This is a genomic window from Streptomyces gilvus, from assembly GCF_022513565.1.
Classification (GTDB): Bacteria; Actinomycetota; Actinomycetes; order Streptomycetales; family Streptomycetaceae; genus Streptomyces; species Streptomyces gilvus.
On the sequence record NZ_JAKWBE010000005.1, the window covers coordinates 97,313 to 117,193 of the forward strand.

Below are 19,881 nucleotides of genomic sequence, written 5' to 3' on the forward strand. Positions count from 1 at the left end.
AACGGAGTTCATGACGTGCCGGACCCGACGTCCATGAGCTCCGCGGCCAACGTCTACAAACGCCTCGTCCCCCAGCCCGTACGCTCCGCCGCCGCGACCACGGTCCCCGTGCGCGTACGCCGCAAGGTCAAGCGCCGCCTGGCCCGGACGCTCAGCCGCCGCGAGGCCCGGCTGCACCGGCGTGCCCTGCGCCGGGTGCGCCGGGCGGAGCTGGGGCGCTCCGAGCGCCGTACCCAGGCACCCGACGGCAGGGTCGGCCATGTCCACACCGGCCTCACCCCCGACCTGGCCCGCCACCTCGACCACGACCTGGTCACCCAGGCCCTGGACACCGCCGAGATCCCCTGGTTCGCGGTGCCGGCCCTCGACGACCGCCGGATCTGCCTGGCCGTCGACCAGCGGGACAAGGGCGCCGTACGCCGCGTCCTGCGCGCCTTGCTGGAGGAACACACGGGATACGTCGTCTCCGTCTCGCCCGCCCAGAAGGACATCCAGGACGTCCCGGGCAGCCATGTGAAGGCGTGGAAGCACTACGGCAAGGCCAAGGTGATCCGGCTGACCTGGCTGCGCACCGAGCCCACCGAGAGCCTCTGGGTGGGGGAGGACCAGGGCATCGAGATCGAGTTCTGGGCCACCAACACCGACCTGCCCACCGAGCGGCTGATCGGCCCGCGCCCCAACCGCGTCCAGCGCGCGGTGCCCAGCGACGCACCCGGCATCGAGATCGGCCTGGACCGGCTGTCCGGCTACTGCGACACCGACGGCGACCTGGTGCCGACGATCACGCTGGAGAACTTCGACGTCGTACGGCTGGAGGAGATCACCTTCCCCGTCGACGCGGTCCTGCTCTGGCAGCACCCCACCCCGTGGGGCGAGGAGCTGCTGCGGGCCGCGCTGCGCTCCCTGCACCAGTACGCGCCCTGGGTGGACGTCGTCCATGTGGTCGCCGAGGCGGAGCCGCCGGCCTGGCTGAAGGCCGACGACCGGCTCACCGTGGTCCGCGCCCGGCCCGGCTCCGAGTGGCATCTGCACCAACTGCCGGACGTCGCCGAGCAGTTCCTGCTGCTGCGCCCCGGCGCTCTGCTCGGCCGGCCGGTCCGCCCCTTCGACTACTTCACCCCGAACGGCGCGAGCCGCCCCCGGCGCGGCCCCTGGAACGCCCAGGAGTCCTTCGCCCCGTGGACCCGCGCCGCCTACTCGGCCACCGGCCGGGTCGCCGCCCACGGCTACGCGCACGGCCCGCAGCCGCACCGCGCCGAGACGCTCGCCCGCCTGGCCGCGACCGGCGCCGCCCCGGTGCCCAGCGACGACATCCAGCGGCTGCCCGCCGTACCGGGGACGCACCCGCTGGACGGCGTGGTCCACCACCTCGGCCACAGCGCGGGCCTCGCCGACCCCTCCGGCGAGGCCTCCGTGGCGCTGCACGCGGCGCTGCCCGGCATCGCCACCCACCTGGAGCGGCTCCTGGTCCGCCGGGACACCCAGCAGATCCAGCTGTTCGGCCTCGGCACCGACGAGGCGCGCGCCCGCGGCGGCACCGGGGCCGTGGTGCGCTTCCTGCACCGCTACTTCCCCGTCCCGAGCCCCTTCGAGAGCGACCGGAGCGGCGACCGACGCGACGAGGCGGTCCGGCAGCCGTGAGCATGGGCAACCCCGAGGCGTCCGCCGCGGTCGGCGCGTACCGCACGCTGGTTCCCGCCGGCCTCAGACGCCGTATCGCGCGCCGTGTCCCGCCGCGTCTGCGGATGGCGCTCAAGCAGCTGCTGCGCCGGCTGCACACCGTGAACCTGATCGCCCGTGTCGTCCGCGGTGCCCGCGCCCGCCGCCGCTGGCCGCACCTGTCCGGCGCGGGAGAGCGGCTCACCGCCCTCGCCGGGCACGGCGCGCGGATCGCGCTGGTACGGCCGACCGTGTCGCCGCTCGGCCTGCGCGAGGCCAACCTCGAACTCGTCGTCACCGCCCTCGAGGAGATCGGCGTCGACTACTTCGCCGTGCGCGGCGCCTCCGACTTCCGCTCCTGCCTGGCCGTCGCCGAGGCCGACCGCGAGCGGGTGGGCCAGGCGCTGGAGCGGTGCGCCGAGCGCAGCCCCGTGCATCTGCGGGCCTGCCGGGGCGAGTCCCCGCAGGGCCGCACCGTGCTGGCCGGCTCCCGGGCCGGCCGGCACCTGGCCCGGGAGGCGGACGTGCTGCGCGTCGGCATGGTGTGGAGCGACCCGGCCGGCTCCCTGGTGCTCGGCCTGGAGCACGGCTGCGACATCGAGTTCTGGCGACCCGAGGACGGCCGCCTGCTCGCCCCGCGCCCCAACCGCGTCACCGAGGACGTCGCCCCCGACGAGCCCCGGGTCACCGTGCCCGTCAGCCGGCTCACCGGCTTCGCCGCCCTGCACACCCGCCGCACCCGCTCGGTGCGCACCATCGGGCCCTGCGCCGACGCGCTGCCCGAGGACGTGCGCTTCCCCGTCGACGTCGTCTACACCTGGGTCGACGGCAGCGACCTCGCGTGGCAGCGGCGGCGCGGCGCGTACGGCGACCACGGCTACCACACCGAGTCCGCGAACGCCGCCCGCTACATCAGCCGCGACGAACTGCGCTACTCCCTGCGTGCGCTGGAGCAGAACGCCCCCTGGGTGCGCCACGTCTACGTGGTGACGGACCGTCAGCGCCCGGCCTGGCTGAACGACGGCCACCCGCGCCTCACGGTCGTCGACCACTCGGAGATCTTCGACGACCCGGCCGCGCTGCCCACCTTCAACTCGCACGCCATCGAGAGCCGGCTGCACCACATCAAGGGACTGTCCGAGCACTTCCTCTACTTCAACGACGACATGTTCCTCGGCAGCCCCGTCACCCCGCAGGACTTCTTCCTCTCCAACGGCATGACCCGCACCTTCTTCTCGCCCTCCCAGGTGCCCCGGTGGGACCTGACCCCCGTGGACCGCCCGGTCGACGCGGCCGGCAAGAACAACCGGCGCCTGCTGCAGGACCACTTCGGCACCGCCATCGTGCAGAAGCTGCGGCACGCCCCCTACGCGCTGCGGCGCAGCGTCCTCGCGGAGATCGAGCACGAGTTCGCCGAGGAGCACCGCGCCACGTCGCACAGCCGCTTCCGCAGCGCCACCGACATCTCCATCCCGTCCTCGCTGTACCACTACTACGCCTACTTCACCGGCCGCGCCGTGCCCTCCAACATCAGCTTCGCCTACCTCGACCTCGCCAAGCCGGAGATCCAGCGCCGCCTCGGCATCCTGCTGGCGCGCCGCGACCGGCAGGCGTTCTGCATCAACGACACGCTCTCCGACGGCCACGACGTGGACCGCCAGACGCAGATGCTCAAGACCTTCCTGCGCGCCTACTACCCGGTGCCCAGTCCCTTCGAGCGCAAGGAGGGCGAGGTCCGGTGAAGATCTCCTTCCTGATCAACAACATCTACGGCATCGGCGGCACCAACCGCACGGTCATCAACCTCGCCGAGGCGCTCTCCGTCCACCACGAGGTGGAGATCGTCTCGGTGTTCCGGCGGGCCACCGCCACCAAGTTCGAGATCTCCCCGCGCATCACCGTCCGCGCCCTGGTCGACCTGCGCCCCGGCTCCGCCGACCGCGGCGCCGCCGGCAGCGGCGAACCCAGCGAAGTGGTGCCGCGCCAGGAGGAGTTCTACGCCCAGTACAGCCGCTTCACCGACGGCCGCATCATCCGCGACCTGCAGAAGACCACCGCCGACGTGGTCGTCGGCACCCGCCCCAGCCTCAACCTCTTCGTCGCCGCCCACACCCGCGACGGCGCCCTGCGCGTGGCCCAGGAGCACATGACACACCTGGCCATCCCGCCCGCGGTGCGCGAGGAGATGGCCCGGGTCTACCCCCGCCTCGACGCGATCACCACGGTCACCGAGGCCGACGCCCGCTCCTTCATGGAGAACACGCCGATCCCCGGCATTCCCGTGGTCGGCATCCCCAACAGCGTGCCCGAACCGTCCGTCGAGCCCTCCGACTGCTCCCGCAAGGTCGTCGTCAGCGCCGGCCGCATGCACCACATCAAGCGCTACGACCTCCTGATCCGCGCCTTCGGCCGGCTCGCCGAGGAGTTCCCCGACTGGCAGCTGCGCATCTACGGCGACGGCGGCGAGGCCGGCAAGCTGCGCGCCCTGGTCACCGAACTGGGCCTGACCGGGCGGGCGTTGTTCATGGGCGGCTTCTCCCCCATCGAGTCCGAGTGGGCCAAGGGCTCGATCGCCGCGGTCACCTCCAGCGCCGAGTCCTTCGGCATGACGCTGGTCGAGGCGATGCGCTGCGGACTTCCGGTGGTCTCCACCGACTGTCCCGTCGGCCCCCGGGAGATCCTGCGCGACGGCGAGGACGGCTTCCTCGTTCCCAACGGCGAAGTGGAGGGCATCGCCTGGGGCCTGCGCCGTCTCATGGCCGACGAGCCGCTGCGCCGCACCATGGGCGCCGCCGCCCTGCGCAACGCCGCCCGCTACGACCCCGCGGCCGTCGCCGACCGCTACATGGAGCTCTTCGAGGACGCCGCCCGCCGCCGGGCCGCCGCCGAGCGCGGCTACCGGGCCCCCGCCGGTCCCCGCAGGACGGCCGGCCGGCAGCTCACCGTGCCCCCGGTCTCCCTCGGCGCGGCCACCGTCGACGTCACCGCCGACGACGCGGGCTTCCTGCGCTTCAGCGCCGACGGGCCCGAAGAGGGCCGCCGCCGCTGGCAGTTCGTGCTGCGCCACAGGCCCGCCGACGGCGACCGCCGCCCCGACCTGCCCCTGCGCACCTCCCGCAAGGACCTCGACAACGGGGGCACCCGCTACACCGCCGTCCTCACCCCGTCCGCCCTCGACGAACTCGGCGACGGCCGCTGGAAGGTGACCATGAGCGCCCCCAAGTCCCCGCCCGTCCACATGAAGGCCGGTGTCCGCGACACGCGCGCCCTCATCGACGCCCGCGCCCGCCTGGTCGCCCGCCCCCCGACCGGCCCGGTCGGCTGGAACCTCCCGTACGCCCAGCCCAACGGCCGCCTCATGCTGCGCACCGTGCTGCGCGAGGAGCACGCCGAGTGCACCCGGGTCGAGGTCGCCGACGGCGCCGTCACCCTGCGCGGAGTGCTGACCGGCGGACGCCGCATCGAGCCGGGCGCGCTGTTCATCGTCAGCCGCCGCGGCCGCCACAGCCGTACCTTCTCCGTGCCCGTGGAGGTTCTCGGCCGTCAGGCGTTCCGCGCCGAGGCACCGCTGCGCCATGTCGTCGACCACCGCCTCGAGCGCTGGGAGGACTGGGACTGGTGGCTGCAGCCCGACCCGTTCGACCGCCGCAAGGTGCGCGTCTGCCACCTGCTGGAGGACTTCCCCGACGTCAAGGGCGCCTACGTCTACCCGTCCGTCCCGCTGGTCGGCCAGGAGGCCTCGCCGTACGCGGTGGTCCACCCGGCCCGCCCGGTGTGGGTGCGGCCCTACTGCTCCGCCTCGGGCGCCATGGCCATGAACGTGGTCGACCGATGAGCCCGACCGACCCCGACGGCCGAGGAGGGCCGATGACCGAACCCACCCGCTCCATCCTGCACATCGTCGCCCACCAGGACGACGACCTGTACTTCATGAACCCCGACCTGGTGCGCTCCCTGCAGGACGGCGACCGCATCACCACGGTGATCGTCACCGCGGGCGAGGGCGACGGCATCAACGTCGACACCAACGAGCCCCAACGCCCCGCCGTCGCACCGGACTTCGCCCGCTACAGCACCGAGCGGGGCTGCGGACTGCGCTCCGCGTACGCCCGCATGGCCACCGGCGACCGCGACCACCCCTGGCGGCGCGAACCCGTCGACCTGGTCCCCGGATTCGCCGCGGAACGCTTTAACCTCGTCGACCACGACGACGTTTCGCTCTACTTCCTCCAAGTGCACCAGGGCGCCCCCACCGACCGCGGCACCCGCACCCGGCTGCACGACCTGTGGGAGGGCGCCCTGCGCACCCAGGCCACCCTGCCGGTGCACGGCTGCACCGTCGGCGAGGTCCAGCACGTCACCCGCGAACAGCTGATCGGCGCTCTGGCCGCGCTGCTCGACCACCTCCGCCCCACCACCGTCCGCACCATGGACCCGGACCCCGAACACGACGGCGGCAAGCCGGAGTTCGTCTGCTCCGACCACGTCGACCACGCGACCACCACCCAGTTCGCGCTCGCCGCCCTCACCCGGCACCGGGAGGCCGGCCACAACCCGGTCGTCGAGCACTACCGCGCCTACGCCAACCGCTTCTGGGGCTTCAACCTCGACTCGGCCGCGGCGGCGGAGAAGGCCGAGTACCTGGCGACGTACGGAGGCATCGACGCCCCCACGGTCTGTCCGCACGGCACCTGCCAGACCTGCGGCGACCGGCAGCTCGGGCCCAACCCGTACCGCTCCACGCACATGATGAGCGCCGCCTACCGCTACTCGCCGACCACGAACTGGCTGCGGCTGGGCCCGGGCGGGCGGCTCAACGCCTTCGGGGTGCTGGCCGGGCGGCTCGCCTTCTGGACGGAGACCGGTCCGGCGAGCGGCGAGTGGAAGGGCCCGTTCGTGCTCGGCGACGGCTGGATCGCCCCCACCCTCGCCGTGACCGGTCTGCCCGGCGGCCCGGCCGAACTCGTCGGACTGCGCCGCCAGAACGTCGTCGGCGGCGGGGTCACCGTGGACGTCGTGCACACCGTGCAGGACCCCGGCGGCAACGGCTTCAACGGCTGGCAGACCCTGGAGAACCCCGACTGGGCGCACGGCGACGGCCGCCGCCAGCGCGAGGCGGGCGTGCCCTCGGCCGCGGTCGACGCGGCCGGCCGCCTCTATGTCTTCGTCCGCAACTTCGACCAGGGCATCAGCTGCCGCCGCCGGGAGGCCGACGGCACCTGGCAGCCCTGGGAGAACCTCGGCGGCAGGTTCCTCCAGGACGCGGGCACGGCCCTGACCACCGAGCGCGGCACGGTCGAGCTGTACGTACCGGGCAAGAACACGGTCTGGCGCTGGCACCAGTCGGAACCCGGCGGCCCCTTCGTCCTCGACGACACCCTCCAGACGGGCCGCCCGGCCACCGGCGGCATCACCGCCGTCGACTCCGGCGCCGGCCGCACCTGCCTCTACTTCCGGGAGGCTGGCACCCAGCAGGTCATGGCCTACCGCCAGCACGCCGACGGCCGCTGGCCCGGCTCCGGCGCGGGCCTCGGCGGCCACGGCGGCACCGGAGCCGTCGCCGCGCTGTGGGCGCCCGAGCGCGGCGCCCGCGAGGCCTTCCTGGCCCACCGCGGCAGCCGCGGCCGGCTCGTCGTCTCGCTGCCCGACCGGGACAAGAAGGTCTCCGGCACGCACTGGCACGAGTCCGGCGAGATGTTCGCCCAGGCCCCGGCGATGGCATACGACGCGGCGGGCGCGCTCGTCGTGGCCGTCATCGGCACGGACGGCGAGCTCCACGTACGCCGCCAGCTCTCCCCGACGGTGGGCAGCCCGCTGGGACCGTGGCTGTCGTAGCGCTCCGGTGAAGCAGAGAGGGCCCCCGCCGAAAGCGGGGGCCCTCCTCACATGCGCCCGAGTGTCACGCCGGAACCGACGCCACGCCCTCAGCCAGGAACTTCCTGCCGTTCACGCGCTCCGAGACGCCCTCGCGGTCCAGGTACGGCGTGATGCCGCCCAGGTGGAAGGGCCAGCCCGCGCCCGTGATCAGGCAGAGGTCGACGTCCTGGGCCTCGGCGACGACGCCCTCGTCGAGCATGAGCCCGATCTCCTGCGCCACCGCGTCCAGGACGCGGTCGCGGACCTGCTCCTCCGAGAGCACGACATCGCCCTGCTTCAGCAGCGCCGCGACCTCCGGGTCCAGCTCCGGCTTCCCGCTGTCGTACACGTAGAAGCCGCGCTTGCCCGCCTTGACGACGGCCGCGAGGTTCGGGGAGACCGTGAAGCGGTCCGGGAAGGCCCGGTTGAGGGTCTCCGAGACGTGCAGACCGATCGCGGGGCCGACCAGCTCCAGCAGGACGAGAGGAGACATCGGCAGGCCCAGGGGCTCCACCGCCTTCTCCGCCACCTCGACCGGGGTGCCCTCGTCGATGACGTTCTGGATCTCGCCCATGAAGCGGGTGAGGATGCGGTTCACGACGAACGCCGGGGCGTCCTTCACCAGGACCGCCGTCTTCTTCAGCTTCTTGGCGACGGCGAAGGCCGTGGCCAGCGACGCGTCGTCCGTCTGCTCGCCGCGGACGATCTCCAGCAGCGGGAGGATCGCGACCGGGTTGAAGAAGTGGAAGCCGACGACCCGCTCGGGGTTCTTCAGCTTCGACGCCATCTCCGTGACGGAGAGGGAGGAGGTGTTGGTGGCGAGGATCGCGTGCGCCGGGGCGACCGCCTCGACCTCCGCGAACACCTGCTGCTTGACGCCGATCTCCTCGAAGACGGCCTCGATGACGAAGTCGGCGTCGGAGAAGCCCTCGGCCTTGTCCAGCACGCCGGTGACCAGGGCCTTGAGGCGGTTGGCCTTGTCCTGGTTGATGCGGCCCTTGCCGAGCAGCTTGTCGATCTCGGCGTGGACGTAGCCCACACCCTTGTCGACGCGCTCCTGGTCGATGTCGGTCAGCACGACCGGCACCTCCAGGCGGCGCAGGAAGAGCAGCGCGAGCTGGGAGGCCATCAGACCGGCGCCGACGACACCGACCTTGGTGACCGGACGGGCGAGCGACTTGTCGGGGGCGCCAGCCGGACGCTTGCCGCGCTTCTGCACCAGGTTGAACGCGTAGATGCCGGCCCGCAGTTCACCGCCCATGATCAGGTCGGCGAGGGCCTTGTCCTCGGCGTCGTAGCCCTGCTGCAGGTCGCCGTTCTTGGCGGCGGCGATGATGTCGAGGGCGCGGTAGGCGGCCGGGGCGGCGCCGTGCACCTTGGAGTCCGCGATGAAGCGGCCCTTGGCGACGGCCTGGTCCCAGGCCTCACCGCGGTCGATCACCGGACGCTCGACGACGATCTCGCCCTTGAGGACGGACGCCGTCCACAGCAGCGACTGCTCCAGGAAGTCCGCGCCCTCGAACAGCGCGTCGGCGATGCCCAGTTCGTAGACCTGAGCACCCTTGAGCTGCTTGTTCTGGTTGAGGCTGTTCTCGATGATCACCGAGACGGCCTTGTCGGCGCCGATCAGGTTCGGCAGCAGGGTGCAGCCGCCCCAGCCGGGGACCAGGCCGAGGAAGACCTCGGGGAGCGAGAACGCGGGCAGGGCAGCGGAGACCGTGCGGTACGTGCAGTGCAGACCGACCTCGACGCCACCGCCCATCGCGGCGCCGTTGTAGTAGGCGAAGGTCGGCACCGCGAGGCCGCCGAGGCGCTTGAAGACCTCGTGGCCGCCCTTGCCGATGGCGAGCGCGTCCTGGTGCTCCTTCAGCAGCTCGACGCCCTTGAGGTCGGCGCCGACGGCGAAGATGAACGGCTTGCCGGTGATGCCGACACCGACGATCTCGCCGGCCGCGGCCTCCTTCTCGACCTGGTCGATGGCGGTGTTGAGGTTCGCCAGCGAGGCCGGGCCGAAGGTGGTCGGCTTGGTGTGGTCGAAGCCGTTGTCCAGTGTGATGAGCGCGAAGCGCCCAGCGCCGAACGGCAGGTCGAGGTGGCGTACGTGCGCGGACGTGACGACCTCGTCGGGGAACAGCTCGGCCGCACCCTTCAAAAGCTCAGCGGTGGTGCTCACTTGTCCCCCTCGAAGTGCGGGTTCTCCCAGATGACCGTCGCGCCCATGCCGAAGCCGACGCACATGGTGGTCAGGCCGTAGCGGACGTGCGGCTGCTCCTCGAACTGGCGGGCCAGCTGCGTCATCAGCCGGACGCCGGAGGAGGCCAGCGGGTGGCCGAAGGCGATGGCGCCGCCGTACTGGTTGACGCGCTCGTCGTCGTCGGCGATGCCGTAGTGGTCGAGGAAGGCCAGGACCTGGACGGCGAAGGCCTCGTTGATCTCGAAGAGGTTGATGTCCTCGATCGAGAGACCGGCCTTGGCGAGGGCCTTCTCGGTCGCCGGGATGGGGCCGTAGCCCATGACCTCGGGCTCGACGCCCGCGAAGGCGTAGGAGACCAGGCGCATCTTGACCGGCAGGCCGTTCTCGCGGGCGAAGTCCTCGGACGCGATGATCGAGGCGGTGGCGCCGTCGTTCAGACCGGCCGCGTTACCGGCGGTGACCCGGCCGTGCACGCGGAACGGCGTCTTGAGGTTCGCCAGGTTCTCCAGGGTGGTGCCCGGGCGCATCGGCTCGTCGGCCGTGACCAGGCCCCAGCCGGTCTCGCCGGCCTCCGGGTTGGTGCGGCGTACGGAGATCGGGACCAGGTCGGCCTGGATCTTGCCGTTGGCGTAGGCCTTGGCGGCCTTCTCCTGGGAGCGCACGGCGTACTCGTCGGCGCGCAGCTTGGTGATGTGCGGGTAGCGGTCGTGCAGGTTCTCCGCGGTCATGCCCATGAACAGCGCCGACTCGTCGACCAGCTTCTCGCTGACGAAGCGCGGGTTGGGGTCGACGCCCTCGCCCATCGGGTGGCGGCCCATGTGCTCGACGCCACCGGCGATGACGGCGTCGTAGGCGCCGAAGGCGATGGAGCCGGCGGTGGTGGTGACGGCGGTCAGCGCACCGGCGCACATACGGTCGATCGAGTAACCCGGGACCGACTGCGGCAGCCCGGCGAGGATGCCGGCCGTGCGGCCGAGGGTGAGGCCCTGGTCGCCGATCTGCGTGGTCGCGGCGATGGCGACCTCGTCGATCTTCTTCGGGTCGAGACCGGGGTTGCGGCGCAGCAGCTCCCGGATCGCCTTCACGACGAGGTCGTCGGCGCGGGTCTCGTGGTAGATGCCCTTCGGGCCCGCCTTGCCGAACGGGGTACGGACGCCGTCGACGAAGACGACGTCCCTGACGGTACGAGGCACGATGGCTCTCCTCCAGATGCGGGATCTGCACTGCTGCGGCCGCGCTGAGCGCGCGCTCAGTCCCATGCTACTTATGAGTAACGTAGCTGCACAGTCCTGCGGGCGGGAGCGGCGAAGGTCACACCCGGGGAGGCGCCGTGGAGCCTCGCGGAGTGAGCACGGGAGTGGGTACGGGATGCGACCCGGGGCCCTCTCCGGTGATCACCCCGAACAGGGTCCGTGCCGCGTCCGCGCCGAATCCGTGCACATCATGACTCATCGCGGACAGGGTCGGATGGGTGAGCCGGCACAGCTGCGAGTCGTCCCACGCCAGCAGCGACACGTCGTCCGGCACCCGCAGCCCCATCTCGGCCGCCACCGACAGCCCCGCCACCGCCATGATGTCGTTGTCGTAGACGATCGCCGTGGGCCGGTCCGGCGGCGTGGCCATGAGCAGGGACCGGGTGGCCCGCGCCCCCGCCTCACCGGAGTAGTCGGTGGTCACCTGCCAGGCGCCGGCCAGCTCCAGCACCCGCGCGGCCTCGTCGAACGCGGCCGTCCGCATGGCGGTGTGCCCGAGCGCCGCCGCACCCCCCACCCGCGCGATCCGCCGGTGACCGAGCGCCGCCAGATACCGCACGGCCTGGGTCACCGCGGTCGCGTCGTCGGTCCACACGGACGTCAGGGAGCCGGTCAGCGAGGGGTGCCCGACGGCCACCACCGGCATCCCCAGCCGTTCGGCCGCGGCCACCCGGGGGTCGCCCAGCTGGAAGTCGACCAGGATCGACCCCCCGATCTGCCGCCCCCGCCACCAGGCCTCCTGCAGCCCGACCTCCTCCTCCACGTTCCGCACCAGCCGCAGCAGCAGCGAGCACGACCGCTCGGTCAGCACGCTCTCCACGCCCGACACGAACTCCATGTAGAAGGGTTCGAGTCCCAGCAGCCGGGCCGGGCGGCAGATCGCCAGCCCCACCACGTCCACCCGCGAGCCGGCCAGCGTCCGCGCCGTGAGGTTCGGCGCCCAGCCCAGCTCCCGCGCCGCCGCGAAGATCCGGTCCCGGGTCGCCTCCGACAGCCCCGGCTTGTGGTTGAAGGCGAGGGACACGGCGCCCTTGGACACACCGGCGCGCGCGGCGACGTCCTTGATGGTGACGCGGGACGTGGTCATGCGGCGGGCTCCAGGCAGTACAGGGCGGACCGGGCGGCGTCCGCGTCAGGAGTCTCCCAGCCCCGCACCCCGATGGTGACCGTCTCCCCGGGCAGCAGGGTGACCAGCCCCCGGTCGGCGCGGGCATCGGGGTGCAGCCGGTCGGCCTGCAGCAGCAGGTCCCGTACGAGGGTGCGGGCCGTCACCGTGACCGAGCCCGGCGCCACCGAGACGTCGAACTCCGGCCGGGGGTACGGCACTTCCCGGTCCGGCACCGGAAAGTGCACCGCCCGCAGCCCGTCCGCGTCCGCCACCAGGAACTCCTTGGGCCCGGTCGGTTCCAGCTCGCGGGGAACCGGCACTTCGCGCACGGCCCGGCGCCCCGCCTCGAACGGCACCTCCGCCTCGCCGACCACGATCCCCTCGACGGACATCCGCCGCAGCACCGCCGTCCCCGCCCACCCCAGGGCACCCTGGTTGACGAGGGCCAACACCAGCCCACCGTCCCGCACTTGAAGCGTCGGCAGCCGGTCCGCGTACAGCCTGCGCAGCTCGTGGTAGAGCGGCTTCTCCCGCCCGTCCCCGTCCACCGCCGCCCAGGACGTCACCGGCCAGCAGTCGTTCAGCTGCCAGACCACCGTGCCCGCGCAGACGGGCCAGTGCGAGCGCCAGTGCTCGATCCCGGCGGCCACCGCCCGCGCCTGATTGACCTGCGTCAGGTAGTGCCAGCGGTCGAAGTCCCCTTCCGGCACGGCGAAATGACGCGCGAGCCCCCGCTCCAGCTTCCCCTGCCCGTCGTCGGCCTTCTGGTGGTGCAGCATGCCGGGGGAGTCCGCCGCGAGCTCCTCACCGGGCAGCGCCCGCCGCAGCGTCTCGTAGGTGGGCGGCGCCTGCCAGCCGAACTCGGCCACGAACCGGGGCACTTGGCGCCGGTAGTCGGCGTAGTCCGCCTGGTTCCACACCTCCCAGGAGTGGTGCGTGCCGTGCGCCGGGTCGTTCGGGTGGTGCGCCCACGATCCGGACCACGGACTGCCCGCCGTGTACGGCCGCGTCGGGTCCGACTCCGCCACCACGCGCGGAAGCAGCCCCAGGTAGTACCCCTCGCCCCAGGAGTCCCCGCCCAGCCGCTCCTCCCAGCCCCAGTCGCGGAAGCCCCACAGGTTCTCGTTGTTGCCGTTCCACAGCACCAGCGACGGATGGGGCATCAGCCGTACGACGTTCTCCCGCGCCTCCGCCTCCACCTCGCCCCGCAGCGGCTGCTCCTCCGGATAGGCGGCACAGGCGAAGGGGAAGTCCTGCCAGACCAGCAGCCCCAGTTCGTCGCAGGCGTCGTAGAAGTCCTCGCTCTCGTAGATCCCGCCGCCCCAGATCCGCACGAGGTCCACTCCCGCGGCGGCGGCCTGCCCGAGCCGCTCCCGGTACCGCTCGCGCGTGATCCGGGACGGGAACACGTCGTCCGGGATCCAGTTGACGCCCCGCGCGAAGAGCCGTTCGCCGTTGACGACGAGGGTGAACCCGGTGCCGTGCTCATCGGCCGAGGTGTCGAGCCCGACGCTGCGGAAACCGATCCGACGCCGCCACACATCCAGCACCTCGCCGCCGTCGACAAGCGTCAACTCGACCTCGTACAGCGGCTGTTCGCCGTACCCGCGCGGCCACCACAGCCGTGCGTCCGGCACCTCGAGACGTACGACGCCCGAGGTCCCCTCGATCTCCCCCCGCACCCGCGCCCCGCCCACCGACGCCTCGACGGACAGCGGCACCTCGACCCGTGAGCGCTCCACCTCGACGTGCAACTCGACCACGCCCAGGGCGCCTTCGACGGTGACCAGCGGCCGCACCCGGGCGATCCGCGCCGTGGACCAGCCCTCCAGCCGCACCGGCCGCCAGATCCCGGCCGTCACCAGCGTGGGTCCCCAGTCCCAGCCGAAGGAGCAGGCCATCTTCCGGACGTAGTTGTAGGGCTCGGTGTAGGCGGCGGGCCGCTCGCCCAGCCGCCCCCGCACCGCCTCGGCCTCCGCGTAGGCGGAGACGAACCGCACCGAAAGCCGCCCCGCGAGGCCGGTCACGTCGAAGCGGTACGAGCGGTGCATGTTCCTTGTCCGGCCCAGGAGTCGACCGTCGAGTGTCACCTCCGCGACGGTGTCGAGCCCCTCGAAGACCAGGTCCGTCTGCTCGTGCCCGGACCCGGCGCGCAGCTCGGTCTCGTACGTCCACTCCCGCTTCCCGACCCAGGCCACCTCGGTCTCGTCGCGCCCGAGAAAGGGGTCCGGGATCACCCCGGCCGACAGCAGGTCGGTGTGCACACAGCCCGGCACGGAGGCCGGCAGCGCCTGTCCCTCGTGCCGCAGGACCCATCCCTCGGTGAGCGGTGTCGCCTCCAGCATGCACACTCCCTAAACCGTTTCATCCCAATAGGTGAACAGTTTTCTCCAGCCTTGGCGGATTAGCGACTTTACCGGTTGAGAAAGCGCTGTCAGAGTTCCGAACCAGCCAACCCGCTCGTGCTCGTCCGTCCCATGAACGCGATCCATGAACGGAGCTGATGCACATGTCCCGCCGTACAGTTCTCGCCGTCGCCGCCGGAGCCGCCCTGGTCCTCACGGCCTGCACCGGCACCGGAGGCACCTCGAAGGGCGCGGAGGCCAAGGCGCCCACCGACCCGTCGCAAGTGAGCGGCACCATCAAGGTCCTCACCCAGCGCACCGACCTCGTGCAGGACGGCACGATGAAGAAGTACGCCGCCGCCTTCAACAAGACGTACCCGAAGGTCAAGGTCGAGTTCGAGGCCCTCACCAACTACGAGGCCGACGTCAAGATCCGCATGAACACCGAGGACTACGGCGATGTCCTGCTGATCCCGGGCGTCGTCAAGAAGAGCGACTACCCGAGGTTCTTCGCCTCCCTCGGCACCCAGGCGGAACGCAGCGAGAAGTACCGCTTCACCGACTTCACCACCGTCGACGGGAAGGTCTACGGCCAGAGCCCCATCGGGGTCAGCCCGGGCTTCGTCTACAACAAGAAGGTCTGGCGCGAGGCGGGCGTCACCAAGTGGCCCACCACACCCGCCGAGTTCCTGGACGACCTCAAGGCCATCAAGGCGAAGACCGACGCCGTCCCCTACTACACCAACTTCGCCGCCCAGTGGCCGCTGACGTCCTGGACGTTCGTCAACGGCTCCGTCAGCTGCGACACCGGGGTCACCGCCAAGCTGGCCGAGGGCGACCCCTGGGCGAAGGGCAGCGACCTGCGCGTCGGCGACACCCTGCTGTACGACATCGTCCACCAGGGCCTGGCCGAGAAGGACCCGACGACCACCAACTGGGAGCTGTCGAAGCCCCAGTTGGCGAAGGGGAAGATCGCCACGCAGTGGCTCGGCACCTGGGCGATCGTCCAGTTCCAGGACGCCGCGAAGAAGGCCGGCGTGAGCCCCGACGACATCGGCTTCATGCCGTTCCCGGCCCAGGTGGGCGGCAAGTTCTGCGCGGTCATCGGCCCCGACTACAACCAGGCCGTCAACGTCCACTCGAAGCACAAGGCGGCCGCCCGCGCCTGGATCGACTGGTTCACCGACAAGTCCGGCTACGACCGGGACAACCTGGCGATCTCCCCGCTCAAGAACGCCTCCCTGCCCACTGCGCTGAAGCCCTACGAGGAAGCGGGCGTCAAGTTCATCGAGCTCGACGACAGCAAGGGCGCCCAGGTCAAGGCGATCGACGACCAGTCCGAGGTCGGCATCAACAAGCCCGACTACCGCCAGGACCTGGTCGACCTCGCGCGCGGCGCCCGCAAGGGCAGCCTGGACGACTTCCTCGCCGGCCTCGGCAGGAAGTGGGCCGCGGCCCAGAAGACCGTGGGGTCGCGATGACGGACACCACCCACCGCACGGCCCCACCGGCCACCGCGGGGCCCCCGCCCACCGCCACCCCGGCCCCCGCCCCACGGGCCGCCCGGGTGTGGCGGGGGCTGACCCCCTGGCTCTTCCTGCTGGCCCCGCTCGCGCTCCTGGTCACCTTCACCTACGCGCCGATCGTCAACATGCTGGCGTACAGCTTCACCGACTGGGACGGGGTGAGCCCCGAACTGCACTACACGGGCGTCGGCAACTACACCGAACTCTTCACCCGCCCCGACCTGTTCGAGGTCTTCTGGGTCAGCGGCTACTACCTGGCCGCGTCCGTCGTCCAGATCGTCCTGGCCCTCTACTTCGCCACGGTGCTGAGCTTCAACGTCCGCTTCCGGAACTTCTTCAAGGGCGTGCTGTTCTTCCCGTACCTGATCAACGGGGTGGCGATCGGTTTCGTCTTCCTCTACTTCTTCCAGGACGGCGGCACCCTCGACTCGGTCCTCGCCCTCTTCGGCCACCACACCGACCACGCCTGGCTCGGCACCCCGGTCTCCGCCAACATCTCCCTCGCCGGCGTCTCCGTCTGGCGCTACCTGGGCCTGAACTTCGTGCTCTTCCTCGGCGCGATCCAGTCCATCCCGGGGGAGCTGTACGAGGCCGCCGAACTGGACGGGGCCAACCGCTGGCACCAGTTCCGCCACATCATCGCGCCCGGCATCAGGCCGGTGCTCACGCTCACCGTGATCCTGTCGATCTCCGGCTCGCTGTCGGCCTTCGACATCCCGTACATCATGACCGGCGGGGCCACCGGCACCGAGACCTTCGTGATCCAGACGGTGAAGCTGGCCTTCCAGTTCAACAAGACGGGCCTGGCCTCCGCGGCGGCCGTCGTCCTGCTCCTGATCATCCTCCTGGTGACCTGGATCCAACGCCGCCTCGTCCCCGACGAGAGGGTGGACCTCGTATGACCCGCCGAACCGTGGCCCGGACCCTCGTCTACGTGTCCCTGGCGGGCGCGAGCGTCGTGGTGCTGCTGCCCCTGGTCGTCGTCTTCCTGACGTCACTGAAGACGGAGCGGGAGACCTCGAACGACACCGGGGCGCTGAGCCTGCCCCACGACCTGCTCAACTTCCACAACTACGTCACCGCGTTCCAGGACGGCCGGATGCTCTCGGCCTTCGGCAACACGGCCTTCATCCTGGTGGTCTCGGTCGGCGGTACCGTCCTCATCGGCTCGATGACCGCCTACGCCATCGACCGGTTCAGCTTCCGCTTCAAGAAGCTGGTGGTGGCGCTGTTCCTGGTCGCGGCCCTGGTCCCCGGGGTGACCACGCAGGTGGCGACCTTCCAGATCGTCAACAGCTTCGGGATGTTCAACACCCGCTGGGCCCCGATCGCCCTCTACATGGGCACCGACATCGTCTCGATCTACATCTTCCTGCAGTTCGTCCGCTCGATCCCGGTCAGCCTGGACGAGGCGGCCCGCCTGGACGGCGCGAACGCCTTCACCGTCTACCGCAGGATCATCTTCCCGCTGCTCAAGCCGGCGATCGCCACCGTGGTGATCGTGAAGGGGATAGCCGTCTACAACGACTTCTACATCCCCTTCCTCTACATGCCGTCGCAGGATCTTGGCGTGATCTCGACGTCCCTGTTCCGCTTCAAGGGCCCCTTCGGAGCCCACTGGGAGACGATCTCGGCGGGAGCGATCCTGGTCATCCTGCCGACCCTGGTCGTCTTCCTGTGCCTGCAGCGGTACATCTACAACGGTTTCACCCGGGGCGCGAGCCGGTGAGCGGCCTCAGGTCCCGGCGGACAGCGCCGCCACCAGGACCGGCGTCACCTGCTCGACCTGCCAGGGCCGCGCCCCGTACCCGGCCAGCGCGCCCGCCACCGAGTCGGCGTCCACCACCGCCGGCGGCTCCCAGCAGACCCGCCGCACCGTGTCCGGCGTGATCAGGTTCTCCTGCGGCATGGTCAGGGTCTCGGCCAGCGCCGAGACCGCGGCCCGCGCGGCGGACAGCCGTGCCGCGGCCGCGGGGTCCTTGTCGGCCCAGGCCCGCGGGGGCGGCGGCCCGGTCACGGGCTGCCCGGGAGCCGGCAGCTGCGCCTCGGTCAGGGCCTTCGCCCGGTCCACGGCGGCCTGCCACTGCTCGAGCTGGCGCCGCCCCGTGCGGTGCCCGAAGCCGTTCAGCGCGGCCAGCGCGTGCACGTTCGCCGGCAGGGCGAGCGCCGCCTCCACGATGGCCGCGTCGCTGAGCACCTTGCCCGGTGACACGTCCCGCCGCTGCGCGATCCGGTCCCGGGTCTGCCACAGCTCCCGCACCACGGCCAGCTGCCGGCGCCGGCGGACCTTGTGCATCCCGGAGGTGCGGCGCCAGGGGTCCTTGCGCGGCTCGGCCGGCGGCGCGGCGGCGATGGCGTCGAACTCCTGCCGCGCCCACTCCAGCTTGCCCTGCCGGTCCAGCTCCTTCTCCAGCGCGTCGCGCAGATCGACCAGGAGCTCCACGTCCAGCGCCGCGTACCTCAGCCACGGCTCGGGCAGCGGCCGGGTCGACCAGTCGACCGCGGAGTGCCCCTTCTCCAGTACGAAGCCGAGGACGCCCTCGACCATCGCGCCCAGGCCGACCCGCGGGAACCCGGCGAGCCGTCCCGCAAGCTCGGTGTCGAACAGCCGCGTCGGCACCATGCCTATCTCGCGCAGACAGGGCAGGTCCTGGGTGGCCGCGTGCAGGACCCATTCGACGCCGGACAGCGCCTCACCGAGCCCGGACAGATCCGGACAGGCCACGGGGTCGATCAGCGCGGTGCCCGCGCCCTCGCGGCGCAGCTGCACCAGATAGGCCTTCTGGCCGTAGCGGTAGCCGGACGCGCGTTCGGCGTCGACGGCGACGGGGCCGGAACCGGCGGCGAACGCGGCGATCGCCCTGGCGAGCGACTCGGCGTCGGCGATCACGGGCGGAATGCCCTCGCGCGGTTCCAGCAGAGGGATCGGCGCCCCGGTGTCAGAAGATCCGCCGTCGTCCGGAGGGGCGCCTCCGGTGGTTCGCAGTGATGTGTCTGCTGCGGTTTCTTGGGCGTCGGTCACCTGTCAAGGGTATCGGTGGATGGACGGCGCCTGCCGATGGAACGTTCCGTCGGCAGGCGCCCGAGGGTCGCAAACCAGTCAGTTCGACGAAAGCCCTGGTTCACGGACAGGGACACCGGGGCCCGCCCGCCTCAGTGGATGATGCCGGTGCGCAGGGCCACGGCCACCATCCCGGCGCGGTCGCCGGTGCCGAGCTTGCGGGCGATCCGGGCGAGGTGGCTCTTGACGGTGAGCGCGGACAGGCCCATGGAGACGCCGATCGCCTTGTTCGACTGGCCCTCCGCGACCAGCCTCAGCACCTCGACCTCCCGGCCGGAGAGCTCGCGGTAGCCGCCCGGGTGGCTCGGGGCACCCGGGGGGCGGCGGTGCATACGGGCGGCGGCGGATCCGATGGGGGCGGCACCGGGCCGGGTGGGGAGCCCGACGTTGGTGCGGGTGCCGGTGACGACGTAGCCCTTGACGCCGCCCGCGAGGGCGTTGCGCACGGCGCCGATGTCGTCGGCGGCGGACAGGGCCAGGCCGTTGGGCCAGCCCGCGGCGCGGGTCTCCGAGAGGATGGTCAGGCCCGAGCCGTCGGGCAGATGGACGTCGGCGACGCAGATGTCGCGGGGGTTGCCGATGCGGGGACGAGCCTCCGCGATGGACGAGGCCTCGATGACGTCGCGCACACCGAGCGCCCACAGGTGGCGGGTGACGGTGGAGCGGACGCGCGGGTCGGCCACGACCACCATGGCGGTCGGCTTGTTCGGGCGGTAGGCGACCAGGCTTGCGGGCTGCTCGAGGAGAACGGACACCAGGCCTCCTGGGGTGCGGGACGGCTTTCAAGGTCACAGTCGTCTTCGGCAGCGAACCCGGGGTCCTTTAGTGAAAGATCACGATTTAGTGAGTAACAATCCGTGCAATTCGGACACGCTATCG

The 19,881-nt window shown here is 71.6% G+C and carries 13 protein-coding genes; 7 read left to right on the top strand and 6 right to left on the bottom strand.

All coding sequences use genetic code 11. The features are described from left to right. Nucleotides 1-15: 15 nt before the first annotated feature. From MKW14_RS10545 to MKW14_RS10560, 4 genes are read left to right on the top strand one after another with little or no spacing between them, the layout of a single operon-like run. On the top strand, nucleotides 16-1,641 hold the full coding sequence (locus MKW14_RS10545) for a stealth family protein (RefSeq protein WP_240861470.1): 1,626 nt from the start codon (nucleotides 16-18) through the stop codon (nucleotides 1,639-1,641). Nucleotides 1,642-1,643: 2 nt separating this feature from the next. Then, nucleotides 1,644-3,401: a stealth family protein gene (locus tag MKW14_RS10550; RefSeq protein ID WP_240861824.1), complete on the top strand. Its 1,758-nt coding sequence runs from the start codon at nucleotides 1,644-1,646 to the stop codon at nucleotides 3,399-3,401. Next, nucleotides 3,398-5,494, top strand: coding sequence for a glycosyltransferase family 4 protein (locus MKW14_RS10555; RefSeq protein WP_240861472.1), 2,097 nt, complete (start codon nucleotides 3,398-3,400; stop codon nucleotides 5,492-5,494). The genes MKW14_RS10550 and MKW14_RS10555 overlap by 4 nt, the downstream gene beginning before the upstream one ends. Nucleotides 5,495-5,526: 32 nt before the next feature. Beyond that, nucleotides 5,527-7,494, top strand: coding sequence for a PIG-L family deacetylase (locus MKW14_RS10560; protein WP_240861475.1), 1,968 nt, complete (start codon nucleotides 5,527-5,529; stop codon nucleotides 7,492-7,494). Nucleotides 7,495-7,558: 64 nt separating this feature from the next. On the opposite strand, the gene MKW14_RS10565 is transcribed toward MKW14_RS10560, so the two are convergent. The 4 genes from MKW14_RS10565 to MKW14_RS10580 all read right to left on the bottom strand — a co-directional run bounded on the left by MKW14_RS10565 (nucleotide 7,559) and on the right by MKW14_RS10580 (nucleotide 14,415). Continuing rightward, complete coding sequence (locus MKW14_RS10565) at nucleotides 7,559-9,688, bottom strand: 3-hydroxyacyl-CoA dehydrogenase NAD-binding domain-containing protein (protein WP_240861477.1); 2,130 nt, start codon at nucleotides 9,686-9,688, stop codon at nucleotides 7,559-7,561. Beyond that, entirely contained in the window at nucleotides 9,685-10,902 is a 1,218-nt protein-coding gene (locus MKW14_RS10570; protein ID WP_240861479.1) for a thiolase family protein, read from the bottom strand. Before MKW14_RS10570 ends, MKW14_RS10565 begins: the two co-directional genes overlap by 4 nt. A gap of 118 nt (nucleotides 10,903-11,020) precedes the next feature. Beyond that, nucleotides 11,021-12,049 (bottom strand): LacI family DNA-binding transcriptional regulator, encoded by a 1,029-nt coding sequence (locus MKW14_RS10575; protein WP_240861480.1) that lies wholly within the window; start codon nucleotides 12,047-12,049, stop codon nucleotides 11,021-11,023. Beyond that, the gene (locus MKW14_RS10580; RefSeq protein ID WP_240861483.1) at nucleotides 12,046-14,415 is read right to left on the bottom strand and encodes a glycoside hydrolase family 2 protein; all 2,370 of its coding nucleotides are present in this window, start codon (nucleotides 14,413-14,415) and stop codon (nucleotides 12,046-12,048) included. Before MKW14_RS10580 ends, MKW14_RS10575 begins: the two co-directional genes overlap by 4 nt. A gap of 164 nt (nucleotides 14,416-14,579) precedes the next feature. On the opposite strand from MKW14_RS10580, the gene MKW14_RS10585 reads away from it, so the two are divergent. The 3 genes from MKW14_RS10585 to MKW14_RS10595 are packed head-to-tail and all read left to right on the top strand — an operon-like array spanning nucleotide 14,580 to nucleotide 17,670. Beyond that, entirely contained in the window at nucleotides 14,580-15,896 is a 1,317-nt protein-coding gene (locus MKW14_RS10585; RefSeq protein WP_240861485.1) for an extracellular solute-binding protein, read from the top strand. Beyond that, nucleotides 15,893-16,843, top strand: a complete 951-nt coding sequence (locus tag MKW14_RS10590) for a carbohydrate ABC transporter permease (RefSeq protein WP_240861490.1) — start codon at nucleotides 15,893-15,895, stop codon at nucleotides 16,841-16,843. The genes MKW14_RS10585 and MKW14_RS10590 overlap by 4 nt, the downstream gene beginning before the upstream one ends. Next, entirely contained in the window at nucleotides 16,840-17,670 is an 831-nt protein-coding gene (locus tag MKW14_RS10595) for a carbohydrate ABC transporter permease (protein WP_240861491.1), read from the top strand. Before MKW14_RS10590 ends, MKW14_RS10595 begins: the two co-directional genes overlap by 4 nt. A gap of 6 nt (nucleotides 17,671-17,676) precedes the next feature. On the opposite strand, the gene MKW14_RS10600 is transcribed toward MKW14_RS10595, so the two are convergent. Next, nucleotides 17,677-18,963 carry a ribonuclease D gene (locus tag MKW14_RS10600; protein WP_240861494.1) on the bottom strand — a complete coding sequence of 429 codons (1,287 nt, stop codon included), beginning with the start codon at nucleotides 18,961-18,963 and terminating at the stop codon, nucleotides 17,677-17,679. A 131-nt stretch (nucleotides 18,964-19,094) separates the two neighbouring features. Further along, nucleotides 19,095-19,757: a response regulator transcription factor gene (locus tag MKW14_RS10605; RefSeq protein ID WP_030939825.1), complete on the bottom strand. Its 663-nt coding sequence runs from the start codon at nucleotides 19,755-19,757 to the stop codon at nucleotides 19,095-19,097. Nucleotides 19,758-19,881: the final 124 nt, after the last annotated feature.